We start from the raw sequence: 12394 nt of genomic DNA, 5'->3' as shown, positions 1-12394 counted from the left end.
TTCTTGTCTAACATAATAATAAGACTATAACGATTTAATTTATTCCGGATTTTTGACATTCTCCCTTTCATTAATTGCTTGTAATAATTTTTTATTTTGAGTTTTTAATAATTTATATTCATTATTTTCTAATAAATCTTTACAAAGTAATGAATTTTCTTCATCATTTAATGCAATTTCATTTGTTTCAGTTTTATATTTAAAATAATCATTTGAAAATTTTTTATCTTTTATTTTTTCTTTTAATTCATTAATAGCACCGGCAATAGTTTTATCAGTAGTTTCTAAATTAGGAATTTCTGCACTAATAGCATTTATTTGAAATGCAATAGGAAATTGTGATTTTACATCTTCTAATTTTTTATCTACTTCTTCTTTTTTATAATAATCAGATAAATTAGGAATTTTATTATTGATTTCATTAATTGTAGGAACGATTTGTTTAGAAACTGTTTGTAAAGCATCATCATTGATATTTTGCTTTTTATCTAATAAATTATTAGTTTCTAGTTTTGTGTAATAATCATGTTCAGTACTTTCTTCTGTTATAAATTCAGTTGGTGTATCTATTCCTTGATATTGATATATTTCTTGTATATCACCAATTAAATTAATTTTTCCACGTTCAGGATAGGAATTACCTCCACCACTAAATTTTTTATTTCTATTGTCATAGTAAATAGTTCCAATATTTAAAATATTTTTATTTTGTATTTGTTCTTTATAAGTCATGAAATCAACATTTAACAATTCAAATTCATGAAAAATATTATTTAAATAAATTTTAATTATTTTATAAAATTTCATAAAGTTATTTTCTGTTGAATAGTGATAACTGATTTTAATAAAATATCATTTCAACATTTCTATATTATTATTTTCAACTTTTTTTCATAAAGGACTAGTTTCAATATTAAATCAATTATTTTTGATATCATCAATGTTTTCATTTGTTTTAGTTAATTCACTATTTAATTTGGTAATTTCATTTTCATTAGTAGTAATTCGTTTTTGTTGTTTAGCAGAAAAATCACAAGTTGGTGAATGAGTAAAATCACCAATTTGCGGATTATTTTGTAATGCTTCTGGTGGTAATGTTCCAATTTCATCTGGTCAATCTAAAATCATTGTTTCAGTTTCTTTATCATAACCAGTTGCAATATAACCTTTATTAACAAATTTACTAACAGGACCTCTATATATTTCATTTTCATTATCATCAACTAAATCATCATATAATTTAATTTGTTTTAATAATGTAAATTCTTTTTGTTCTTTAATTAATTCATCAACTTGATTTCTAGTATAAAATGCTTTTAAGTCAATTTTTTCAACATCTATTTCATCATTATTATAACTTGAAAATATTTGTTTTAATTCTGTTAATCTTGCTCATATTTTCATTCTACTAGGTGCTAAATCTCAAACATTAATTGTAGGAGTACTATTTGCACTAAATTGATTACCATTATTAAATTGAATAGTAGCATCAACATTAAATTCAATTGGTGTACGATTAAATACTCAATGTTCAACCATAACATAAACCATATCTCTTAATGTTTCTTTAATTAATTCATCTTTAAAACTATCAAAAGGAAATTTAGATAAAATAAAATCAAGATAAGCATTAATATCATTTTGCGCGCGAATAGCAAAAGTTATAAATCAATCATTAATATTTGGTCATGTTTGTATATATTGTTGTGGAGTTTCTGTAATTTTTCCAGTTAATGGATATCAGTTATTATAATTTTCAAGACTGACATCAGTTCAAAGTTTATTAATCATAATTTATCATTCCTTAAAAAATGCTTGTTTATAATGATGAGTATGTTTTTTTGTTTTTTTATGTGTTATATGTTCAATTTCTTTTTGTATTTTATTTTTACCTTTTTTTATTTTTTTCTTACTTTTTGTTACAACTTGACTATATGCAAACTTTTCTAAATGATGTAATAATCCAGTACCAAATAAAGTATTAACACTAAATTTTAAACCAACATTTTTAAATGATTTGTTAATATTTTCAATAGGATTATTAATAACATTTACTACTTTATGATAAGTTCTAATAGTTCTAAATATTTCTCTATATACTTTAAAACTATCTCTAATTACTTGTTGCACCACTGGTGGAGCAAATGCTATTGCTTTTAATCATTTATTTTGATTAACTCCATAACCAATGTATCAACCACTATATCAACGATATCAATGGAATGGATGTTGGAATGGCAACCCTTTTTAGGACTATTTTTTGGTAGACATTTGTTTTTGATAACTAATTGGAGTTAGGTAGTTTAGAGTACTGTGAATTCTTATGTTGTTATATCAATTGATGTAATCAAATAATTCTAATTTTAATTGGATTAATGATGTAAAATTTTTATCATTAATAAATTCAATTTTGAAAGTTTTAAAAGTTGCTTCAGCAACAGCATTGTCATAAGGACATCCTTTTTTGCTTAAAGATCGAGTTATGTTGAAAGCTAATAAAAGTTTATCAATAGTTTTATTATTGAATTCATTACCGCGATCAGTATGAAATATTTCAATATCTTTTAAACAGTGATTTGATTGCATAAATGCTTGATATACTAATGATGCATCTTTTTTAACTCCAACACTATGTCCAATAATTTCGCGGTTAAATAGGTCGATTAATAGGCAAATATAGTTTCATTTACCATTAACTTGAACATAAGTTAAATCACTAACAATAACTTCATTTTTAATTCTATTATTAAAGTTTCTATTAACAAGATTGGTTATTTGACTATCATTGACTTTATTATGATAATTTTTGAATGATAATTTAGTGTATTTTGATATTAAATTATGCTTATTCATAATTTCTTTAATTTTTCTGCGTGATAAATAAATTTCTTGGTTTGCTAGTATGACTTTTAATCTTCTAGTACCATAAACTTCTTTATTTTCTTTAAAAGCACTAATAACAGCTTGTTCATAAATATTATTTTGAATTTTATTTTTTTTCTTTAAATTAAAATAATATGTTGATTTAGAGAGTTTTAAAAAATGACACATTGTGCGAATTTTATATTTAGATTTATTATTTGCAATAATCTCTACTTTCTGCCTATTATTAGTGCTGCTTGCTTTAAAATATCAATTTCCATTCGTAACTGTTTTAATTCTTTATTTGCTTGAATTAATTGTTTTTCTAAATCTGAAAGATTATCTTTAGTTTTAAAACTACCTGAATTAGTAAATTGCTTAATTCAATTGTAAGTAGCTGCTCTTGTAACATTGTATTCTTTAACAAGGCAAGATACTGATTTGCCACTTTGATATAAAGCTACTATTTGTTTTTTAAATTCATCTGAATATGAGTTAATAGTGACCATAATTATAATTCCTTTCTTTTAACTAATTTGTTCACTTGTCTATGTAATTAGTGTCCAATAAAGTGTAACCCATCCAATGTATTTGAGTAACAAAAGTTTTTGCTTTAAGAATACTATCAACAACTGTAATTGGTTTATATTTAGGATTGCGATGATAAATAGTAATTGCACATTTATCTAATGACAAAGGTTGAATTTTACAACCCATAAATACTGGTGAATTTAATGGAATTAATTGTGCGTGTTTAATTGCTCTTTTTTCTGCACTAGTAAATAAATCAGTTGCTTTTTCTTTTAATTTCTGAATTTTTTCAAATACTTGTTTTTCTAACTTTTCAAATTTTTCTTGTAATTTATATATACTTTCTCGTATTTTTTCAAAATATGGTGTATCTTTTCAAAATTTATTTAAACCTTTTTTTAAATAAAATCTAATATCAAAATATTTAAAAGTTTGATTTGCTTTTAAAACAAGTTGATGAATAACATTATTTTTAAAATTAAATTTAATAGCATTAGCACGAATTTTTTGTAAATCTAAAATTAAAGTTTTTCCATATCTATTTTCTGTATGTATTGTATGAACTAAATTTAATCAATCATGTTGATTCATTTTTAATACTTCTTTTAAATCAGTATTAAATTTTTTTAAAAAGTTATTTGCTTTTTCAATATCTTTAATTTTAAATTTAGGAGTTAATTGTGGACTTAATTTTATTAATGTATTTTGTAATAATAAGTGTTCCATTAATTTTTCTGTTTCTAGTTTTTGAAAATTATTGGATGGGTTACACTTTATTGGACACTAATTACATAGACAAGTGAACAAATTAGTTAAAAGAAAGGAATTATAATTATGGTCACTATTAACTCATATTCAGATGAATTTAAAAAACAAATAGTAGCTTTATATCAAAGTGGCAAATCAGTATCTTGCCTTGTTAAAGAATACAATGTTACAAGAGCAGCTACTTACAATTGAATTAAGCAATTTACTAATTCAGGTAGTTTTAAAACTAAAGATAATCTTTCAGATTTAGAAAAACAATTAATTCAAGCAAATAAAGAATTAAAACAGTTACGAATGGAAATTGATATTTTAAAGCAAGCAGCACTAATAATAGGCAGAAAGTAGAGATTATTGCAAATAATAAATCTAAATATAAAATTCGCACAATGTGTCATTTTTTAAAACTCTCTAAATCAACATATTATTTTAATTTAAAGAAAAAAAATAAAATTCAAAATAATATTTATGAACAAGCTGTTATTAGTGCTTTTAAAGAAAATAAAGAAGTTTATGGTACTAGAAGATTAAAAGTCATACTAGCAAACCAAGAAATTTATTTATCACGCAGAAAAATTAAAGAAATTATGAATAAGCATAATTTAATATCAAAATACACTAAATTATCATTCAAAAATTATCATAATAAAGTCAATGATAGTCAAATAACCAATCTTGTTAATAGAAACTTTAATAATAGAATTAAAAATGAAGTTATTGTTAGTGATTTAACTTATGTTCAAGTTAATGGTAAATGAAACTATATTTGCCTATTAATCGACCTATTTAACCGCGAAATTATTGGACATAGTGTTGGAGTTAAAAAAGATGCATCATTAGTATATCAAGCATTTATGCAATCAAATCACTGTTTAAAAGATATTGAAATATTTCATACTGATCGCGGTAATGAATTCAATAATAAAACTATTGATAAACTTTTATTAGCTTTCAACATAACTCGATCTTTAAGCAAAAAAGGATGTCCTTATGACAATGCTGTTGCTGAAGCAACTTTTAAAACTTTCAAAATTGAATTTATTAATGATAAAAATTTTACATCATTAATCCAATTAAAATTAGAATTATTTGATTACATCAATTGATATAACAACATAAGAATTCACAGTACTCTAAACTACCTAACTCCAATTAGTTATCAAAAACAAATGTCTACCAAAAAATAGTCCTAAAAAGGGTTGCCATTCCATTATTCTTATATTGTCTTTCAGCAACATATCCTAAATCTCGTAATACTGTTTCACGATTAGGAGTAAAACTATACTTCATTAAATAACGTTTATTACCAATAATTTTATCTGTTAAAATTTCTTTTCCACTTACTTGACTAATAATTTCTTGTAAGTTTTTTGCTTCTTTAATACCAACTTGTTCTAATGTTTTAGTTTTTTGTGCTAACTTAATAAATTTAGTTGTACGATAACCACGACTAATTTTATTAAGTCCAGCAAATGCTGGTAATATATTAAAAAAAGTATTTAATGGTGTTACATTTCCTTTTAAATAATCATAAACTTGATTAATAGTAAAATCAGTTAAAAATTCTACACCAATAGCACTAATACTAGCAATTAAATCACTTGCACCTAATCCAAGTGCTAAATCTTCACTTAAACCACCAGTAAAAGGAGCAAGTGCTACTGCTATAACTTGTACACCAATCATTTCTAAAATTTCTCATCATAAACTTTTATGTTCTTGTTGTTGACTAATTCTAGTATGTTTGGGTTTATTTATTTTTAAGAGTGTGGCTGTATTTGCTGTACCAATAGGTATAATTAATGTCCTTATTATTTAAGAGTTATTTTTATAGGATTTGTTGAACCTTGATAATTTGCATCATTAATATCTGCAGTAATAATTACATATAAATCTCCTGCTTTTTGATTTTGATTACTTACATCAGTTTTGCCTTGTGCATCACTAAAATATTTAATATTTGCATGTACTAAATCTAATGCTGGATTCAAACCAGTAATTTCTCTTGCATTTTTTATTGCTGTATCTAGTAATTGATTTTTTCTATTCGTATTAGCAGTAATATCAGTTGTTAAAATTGTAAGTTTACTACTTAAATCTGTTTTAGTAATAATTCCACATAGCATTCAACGTGATGTTGTTTCTTTTTTTGACATATAAGGAATTAATTGACCTAGTACTTCACCACCAACTTTATATGCTCTACCAAGTTTGCCATCAGCAATTTCTTGAACATAAACAATTGTTTGTTGTAACATATATCTTTTCATTGCTCTTGATGTTGCTAAAATAAAAGGTATAATTTGTTTTTTATTTTCACTATCAGTAAATGTCATATAATCATCCATTACAATTTGACATAATACACCTTTTATATATAAATCATTACCATTTAATCTTAGTTGTTGAGCAATTTGGTTATCTGTAATTAAACCTTTATTATTAGCCAAATAAACAATAGTATCATAAAGATTATTTGTAATAAAGAAACGACAATTTGCACTATTTCTTAATTGAAATAAAGTATTTCAAGCAGATAACATTGCCTGTATATGCCCTGTTGGTGATGTGTCACTAATTATTACTTTAGTTCCGTTATCGCTAATTACTTGTATATCATCAGTTGCTAATTTATCTGCTAAATCATTAGCGACTTCATATTGCATACTTTCTAATAAATTTTGTCCATTTTCAGCATTTAAGTCAATTGCTGCAATAGTTTCACCAGCAACATATAATTTTTCAATTATTTTTGGAATAGTATCAGTTTGTGCATAAGTTACATCTATTCTTTGACTTTTATCATTTCATGCAATAACTTTAATTGATGGGTCTTTTGGAACTTTAATAATAAATTCTATTTTAGTAGAATTAACTATTTCAATAGGAAAAAAGTTTGCTCATGGACTATTTGATTGTTTGAAAAATTCAATAAATTCTGGTGCTTCAACTAGTTTTTCTGTATTATTTAAGTTTGTTTGAATATTAATTGCCATTTTTATTTTCCTTTCTGTTATAAATTATTTTTCTTTTTATAATCCAATAAACTACTTTTTATTGAATTCGATTGATTTGTTAATATTGTTTCTTGTTTACCACCTGTATTAATTGGTTCTTTAAATACTGGTTGTTCTTTAATCATTTTTTTAATAGTGTCTTCTACTTTTGAATTTTCTATATTACTTGTTTTAAATTTTAAAAAATCATAAAATTCTTTTTTAACTTGATATTTTTTAAATATATTAAGCATTTCTTTTTCTTTAATTTCTTCATTAAGTTTATTTAACTTATTTTCTAATTCAACAATCTTAGTTTCTTGTTCTTTTTGCAAATCATTATTTTCAGTTAAAGGTTCAGTTGTTTCTTGAACATTAGTTTCATTTTCTAACATTTACATTACACCTTTATTTATTTTCTTTATTAATTTTTTCATTTAATTTTGCTAATTTTTTTTGATGTTTTATTACTTTATTATTTGCTCGAACATGTTTTGGAGTTGTAATAAATCGTTTAAATCAAACAATTAATTCTCTGCAAATTAATGTTCCTACACTTGTTCCAATAATGATTAATTCATGCAATAATTCTTTCATTTCAATATTTTCCTTTCAATTATTTATTTTTTAATTATTCGTCAAATTGACCACCATTAATTCTTTCAACCATTGACTGATAATTACTTATAATAGTTACTAATAAAGAAATTTCTTTATTTAATTGTTCCATCCTTTCTTTATGTATTTTTATTTCGTGATTATAATATTCAATTAATTTTTCTTTATTCATAAATTACTCACCTCCTTTATAAACTGTCATAATATGTAGTTGGTCTATATACTGGTGATATTCTATCTACAACATCATTAATTAATCTTGCATTTTCACTAGTAAATGTTGTTTCTTGCATTTCTTCAACATGATTAGTTGTTTCCATTGGTAGTAAATTATGGATAATTTCAGATGCACCAGCAATAATAGTCGGAACTGCATAAGCATTCATAAAATCATTATTAATACCCATAGCAACACCACTACTAATCAAACAACCACCAGTTGCCATATTTGCTATTTTACGTATAGTTTCAAATTTACTTGGTATTAATTCTGTAATTCCAGCAACCAAATTTGCAATACCATATGAATTTAAAGATATATAAGTATCTCAATCCATTAAAGATTGGTCATTAACATTATTGTTAGTTACTGATAATGTTAATGCTGGTCATGGCGGAGTTTCTGTAGTGGTTGTAGTTGGGGTGATAGGATTTATTGTTTCAGTAAATTTACTATAATTTGCTAAACCAATTGTTCCTAATCCTAATGCTATTTTTTTACTTGAATTTAATAGTTTACTTTTTAAATTTGGCATTTGATTTAAATTTCATATATCAATTCCTAATTTTTTAGAAAATAATAAAGCATTTATACTACCTAATATTGGATTACCAATAAGTTGACCATAGTATGCAGAAGTTCCTATCATACCAAATAATGGACTTGCTCCAGTTCTTATTAATTTTAATAAAGTGTAATTACTTGATTGTACAGTTATGTCATTTGGCATTTTCTTCTACTCCTTCTACTTTCTGTTTAATAAAAACTTCTATTCAACCTTGATAATTAAAGTTATCTCCAACTAAAATTGCAGTATTAGCATGTGGTTGAGAAACAATTAAATATTTAGCAATGACATTGGGATATTTTCATAAAATCAATGCTTTTATATCATTACTATCTGTTAAATCTTTGGGATTTGGTGAAAATATTTCTATTTTATCTTCACCAAATAAATCTTTTAATTTAATCATTATCAAATTCTCCATTTTCAATTCTTTCTTTTAAAGAAAAGACATATTCTGTATAAGTTCTATGTGGATTTTTATCATTTATAATTTCATCGATATCTAAAATTAATTTTTCTTTATATTCATTAATATATTTTTGGACAATTTTTCTTCTTATATTTTCAACTTTTATCATATGTTTATCACAAAAATATCTTACTTGAACATTATCTTTATCTAATTTTGTTGGTAAATTATTACAATTTGTTATATGTTTACCAAGTTCATTAACTTCACTAAAACAACATGGTATATTTTCTTTATTGATTATCAATGTCTCCTAAATTTCTTCAACTTCTTCTATTTCATTTATTAACTGATTCTAATCAACAACTATTACAGGTATTGGATAAAAAGTTTTCTTTTACTTTATTGCACATAGAACATTTATCTTCATATTTCATATTATTTCTCCTTATTTTCAATTTGATTAGCAATTTCACTTAATATTTTTAATACTTTATATTCATTTTTTAATTCTTTACTAATAAATATTAAAAATATTATTAGTGTTATGCTTGTTATTAATATTGGTACTATTAATAAAATTTTTCATAATATCATTTTTTACTCTTTTCATTTTTTAAATCATTTAACATTTATTGAACAAAATGCACGATTTTTAGGAATATTTAAAGTGTTAAAAATTTGACCAGTTACAATAATTTCATCGTTTTTGTTTAATAAAATACAGCGTCTATAAAATTTTGGGTTGTTAAAAATTAAAGTAACATAGTTTAATCCATTTCATTGACCTCGAACACTATAATATAATTCTTTATTACCTTTTTCGTAATATTTTGTTTCAATAGTGTTACTCAGTTTTACTGTTAATTTGACATAATTGGCTTTCTCTTTCATTTTTATAATTCCTTAAATAATATTTAATATGCTTATATGCATCTTGTTCATGTTTTGTTAATTTTATATTTCCTTTATAATTTTCTATTTTGTTTTTATTTTTTGGTTCACTTTCTAAATAATCTCAATTCATAACATCTTCTGCTAATACTATTAAAGCACCAATAATTTTAGGAGTTGCTAATGGATTTGTTAATAATTGTTTTGAATTTAAAAAGAAATTTTCTACAATAACTAATATTTTTTTATTATCAAAATGTTTTTTAATTAATAAAAAGTATTCTTTAAATAGATTTTTGCTTTTTAAAACTGTTTTAGTTTTAAATGTTTCATTAAAAACAATATTATTAGTTTCATTTGAGTATATAATAATTCCATTACTACCAATACCAGCAGGGTCAATTCCAATAATTAAGTCATATTGCATTAATCAAATTAACCTCTAACAATTGTTTTAATAATTTCTAAATCACAATTACTTCAGCAATATTTACATTCTTCGATAAACTCTTTATGTCCACAAACTAAATTATTTTTTTGTAAACTATCAATTTGTTTGATTAATCCTACTTTATATTCAATAATCTTTTTTTCCATTATGTAAATCATCCCTTTTCAATTATTTTTGCTGTTTGTTTAAGGTATTTAGGTATTTTGTTATAACAACTGTCACATATTAAATAAGGTATTGGTCAATTTTTATATTTAATAGTTTTAGTAGAATTATTAATACATTCTTTTCAAACTTTATCCATACAAACTCTTAATTCACATTTTTTATTTTTATTATTCATAGTTTTTTTCTTTATAAATAAAATATCTTTTCATTATGAGTTGAAATATGTTTATAAGAAGTGACTATATAATTAATTGACAAATCATTATGGTTATATGGATTATTTAGTTTAAAACCTTTTCTGTTTTCTTCTCATGTAACATTATATTTAAAACAAGGATTAGTAATCTTTGTTTTACTATCAGTTATTTCACCAATAAATCAACTATTATGCTGTTCATAAAATGTTAATGGTTCAAGTTTTATATCATTAAGATAATATTCTTTGGGTGTTTCTGGTTTATTAACAGTTATTTTCTGTTCAGAAATATATGGTTCTAATAATTTTGTTAATTCATGACCATTTAATTCTCTTTTAATATTTTCAGAATTAAAAACCCAATATGTGTAATTATTATCAACAATAAAAGAATTATTTTTAATCATTCATTTTGGAAGTGATAATTTATATTCAACATAATCAATAAGAATAGATTGTGGTTTATCTTTAACAATTTGTTCTTTTTTAAATTCTATTTGCATAATAATCCTTTCCTAATATGTCCTGTTGCTTCTAGCATAAAGGACATATATTTTGATTTTTAAATTATTAATAATACTATTATTAGTTTTATTCATTCCAGAAATTCTGGGCTCAAAAATAAATTGTGAAATTTTAAAAAACATTGAGGCATTCGATTCAATATTTATTTAATTTATGTTTAATAAATTAATATTTTAATTGAACCGGCACCGCTCAATTTTTTTTACAAGTTTGAAATTTATTTTCTCGCCCAAAAAAATTTTTCAAAAAAAATAAAAAATAAAACCAACACTTGCTCACTGGGGAGTGGCAAGGTTGGTTAAATAAAGAATAGAATTAATACAATAGGTCCCTACAACAGGTCTATATATACTAGTTTCCAATTCGCTCCCACCCCAAGAATTACCATTAAATGGTTAGTATATTTTATTAGGTATCACTCCACTTTTTATTTATCCATGCAAGTCCACATGTTCTAGCTACTATTTTTAACAACTGTGTTGTAGTTCACTTTTTTAGTTCCCTAACACGTGTTGATAATAGCGTTAAAGAAGATTATTAATTATTAACTTTCTCCTACTTGGTCACTGCGTGTAGTAGATATTTAAAGGATGTTAATAATAAAAATTTTAAAATTTTACAATTACAAAAAAAAGACAAGAATTTTATTCTCGTCTTTTGTCATTTATTTTTAATTCAAGGGTTTAAAAAAGAAAGGAGCTATTTTTAAAACTTTTTAGTTATCGACATCTTCGACACGCTCCCAAATTTTTTAATAAAAAATACTAAATATGAATTAAGTAAAATGATATAATTTATATATAATTTACTTGTTAAATTATATAAGTTTGAGAGGTAAAAAAATGAATGGCAATAAAAATGAAATGAAAATAAAACTCAAAGAAATTTATTTATTAAAATATAAAACAAATCAAAGTGATGACATAAAATATAAAGCATTTGAAACATTAGAATTAGCAACACTATTTCATCTAAGTTTTAAAGAAATAGTAACAAAATTTGGATACCCTAATCGCGAAATTATTCACTATGAAATTATTGTAATACCATTTAATTTAGATGCAAGTAGAATATTGAATCAAATTAATAAATCAAAATAATATTAAGAAAATATTCAAATATTTTCTTAATATTATTCATTTATATAATTAATTAAAACTTTGCTTATACAATCAATAATTGTAAAAACAA

General features: G+C 23.3%; 20 protein-coding genes. 2 read left to right on the top strand and 18 right to left on the bottom strand.

Features of this window, described 5'->3' with window-relative positions; genetic code table 4:
• Nucleotides 1–39 precede the first annotated feature (39 nt).
• From AAHM95_RS01390 to AAHM95_RS01375, 4 genes are all read right to left on the bottom strand, one after another.
• Nucleotides 40–1791, bottom strand: a complete 1752-nt coding sequence (locus AAHM95_RS01390) for a hypothetical protein (RefSeq protein ID WP_342273896.1) — start codon at nucleotides 1789–1791, stop codon at nucleotides 40–42.
• A gap of 3 nt (nucleotides 1792–1794) precedes the next feature.
• Nucleotides 1795–2241: a hypothetical protein gene (locus tag AAHM95_RS01385; protein ID WP_342273895.1), complete on the bottom strand. Its 447-nt coding sequence runs from the start codon at nucleotides 2239–2241 to the stop codon at nucleotides 1795–1797.
• A 12-nt stretch (nucleotides 2242–2253) separates the two neighbouring features.
• Nucleotides 2254–3371 (bottom strand): IS3 family transposase gene (locus AAHM95_RS01380; protein ID WP_338975281.1). Its coding sequence is split into 2 segments (ribosomal slippage): nucleotides 2254–3101 and nucleotides 3101–3371, totalling 1119 coding nucleotides; the frame shifts between segments, so codons are not numbered across the junction.
• A 22-nt stretch (nucleotides 3372–3393) separates the two neighbouring features.
• Entirely contained in the window at nucleotides 3394–4119 is a 726-nt protein-coding gene (locus AAHM95_RS01375) for a hypothetical protein (RefSeq protein ID WP_342273894.1), read from the bottom strand.
• Between the two features lie 108 nt (nucleotides 4120–4227).
• On the opposite strand from AAHM95_RS01375, the gene AAHM95_RS01370 reads away from it, so the two are divergent.
• Nucleotides 4228–5345 (top strand): IS3 family transposase gene (locus AAHM95_RS01370; protein ID WP_338975281.1). Its coding sequence is split into 2 segments (ribosomal slippage): nucleotides 4228–4498 and nucleotides 4498–5345, totalling 1119 coding nucleotides; the frame shifts between segments, so codons are not numbered across the junction.
• On the opposite strand, the gene AAHM95_RS01365 is transcribed toward AAHM95_RS01370, so the two are convergent.
• The 14 genes from AAHM95_RS01365 to AAHM95_RS01300 form a co-directional block, all read right to left on the bottom strand.
• Nucleotides 5332–5844, bottom strand: a complete 513-nt coding sequence (locus AAHM95_RS01365; protein ID WP_342273893.1) for a hypothetical protein — start codon at nucleotides 5842–5844, stop codon at nucleotides 5332–5334. The genes AAHM95_RS01370 and AAHM95_RS01365 overlap by 14 nt on opposite strands.
• A 125-nt stretch (nucleotides 5845–5969) precedes the next feature.
• Nucleotides 5970–7154 carry a hypothetical protein gene (locus AAHM95_RS01360; RefSeq protein ID WP_342273892.1) on the bottom strand — a complete coding sequence of 395 codons (1185 nt, stop codon included), beginning with the start codon at nucleotides 7152–7154 and terminating at the stop codon, nucleotides 5970–5972.
• A 17-nt stretch (nucleotides 7155–7171) separates the two neighbouring features.
• Complete coding sequence (locus AAHM95_RS01355) at nucleotides 7172–7549, bottom strand: hypothetical protein (RefSeq protein ID WP_338975557.1); 378 nt, start codon at nucleotides 7547–7549, stop codon at nucleotides 7172–7174.
• Between the two features lie 13 nt (nucleotides 7550–7562).
• A complete protein-coding gene (locus AAHM95_RS01350; RefSeq protein ID WP_338975562.1) occupies nucleotides 7563–7751 on the bottom strand; it encodes a hypothetical protein in 189 nt (62 codons plus the stop codon).
• Between the two features lie 34 nt (nucleotides 7752–7785).
• Nucleotides 7786–7944: a hypothetical protein gene (locus AAHM95_RS01345; protein WP_174480523.1), complete on the bottom strand. Its 159-nt coding sequence runs from the start codon at nucleotides 7942–7944 to the stop codon at nucleotides 7786–7788.
• Nucleotides 7945–7960: 16 nt separating this feature from the next.
• Nucleotides 7961–8722: a hypothetical protein gene (locus AAHM95_RS01340; protein WP_342273891.1), complete on the bottom strand. Its 762-nt coding sequence runs from the start codon at nucleotides 8720–8722 to the stop codon at nucleotides 7961–7963.
• On the bottom strand, nucleotides 8691–8966 hold the full coding sequence (locus tag AAHM95_RS01335; protein WP_342273890.1) for a hypothetical protein: 276 nt from the start codon (nucleotides 8964–8966) through the stop codon (nucleotides 8691–8693). Before AAHM95_RS01335 ends, AAHM95_RS01340 begins: the two co-directional genes overlap by 32 nt.
• Nucleotides 8959–9276 (bottom strand): hypothetical protein, encoded by a 318-nt coding sequence (locus AAHM95_RS01330; RefSeq protein WP_342273889.1) that lies wholly within the window; start codon nucleotides 9274–9276, stop codon nucleotides 8959–8961. The genes AAHM95_RS01335 and AAHM95_RS01330 overlap by 8 nt, the downstream gene beginning before the upstream one ends.
• Complete coding sequence (locus AAHM95_RS01325; RefSeq protein ID WP_342273888.1) at nucleotides 9263–9406, bottom strand: hypothetical protein; 144 nt, start codon at nucleotides 9404–9406, stop codon at nucleotides 9263–9265. The genes AAHM95_RS01330 and AAHM95_RS01325 overlap by 14 nt, the downstream gene beginning before the upstream one ends.
• A 1-nt stretch (nucleotide 9407) precedes the next feature.
• Nucleotides 9408–9566 (bottom strand): hypothetical protein, encoded by a 159-nt coding sequence (locus tag AAHM95_RS01320; RefSeq protein ID WP_174480528.1) that lies wholly within the window; start codon nucleotides 9564–9566, stop codon nucleotides 9408–9410.
• A 3-nt stretch (nucleotides 9567–9569) separates the two neighbouring features.
• A complete protein-coding gene (locus AAHM95_RS01315; protein ID WP_338975222.1) occupies nucleotides 9570–9863 on the bottom strand; it encodes a hypothetical protein in 294 nt (97 codons plus the stop codon).
• A complete protein-coding gene (locus tag AAHM95_RS01310) occupies nucleotides 9817–10290 on the bottom strand; it encodes a hypothetical protein (protein WP_338975223.1) in 474 nt (157 codons plus the stop codon). The genes AAHM95_RS01315 and AAHM95_RS01310 overlap by 47 nt, the downstream gene beginning before the upstream one ends.
• 8 nt (nucleotides 10291–10298) lie before the next feature.
• Nucleotides 10299–10460: a hypothetical protein gene (locus AAHM95_RS01305; RefSeq protein ID WP_338975224.1), complete on the bottom strand. Its 162-nt coding sequence runs from the start codon at nucleotides 10458–10460 to the stop codon at nucleotides 10299–10301.
• Between the two features lie 208 nt (nucleotides 10461–10668).
• Complete coding sequence (locus AAHM95_RS01300; RefSeq protein ID WP_342273887.1) at nucleotides 10669–11181, bottom strand: hypothetical protein; 513 nt, start codon at nucleotides 11179–11181, stop codon at nucleotides 10669–10671.
• Between the two features lie 864 nt (nucleotides 11182–12045).
• On the opposite strand from AAHM95_RS01300, the gene AAHM95_RS01295 reads away from it, so the two are divergent.
• Nucleotides 12046–12303 (top strand): hypothetical protein, encoded by a 258-nt coding sequence (locus AAHM95_RS01295; protein ID WP_281748997.1) that lies wholly within the window; start codon nucleotides 12046–12048, stop codon nucleotides 12301–12303.
• Nucleotides 12304–12394: the final 91 nt, after the last annotated feature.

The organism is Spiroplasma endosymbiont of Phycita roborella (assembly GCF_964031195.1).
GTDB classification, from domain to species: Bacteria; Bacillota_I; Bacilli_A; order Mycoplasmatales; family VBWQ01; genus Spiroplasma_E; species Spiroplasma_E ixodetis_A.
The sequence above is the reverse complement of the archived record's forward strand: the minus strand, read 5'-3'. Positions and strand labels throughout refer to the sequence as shown.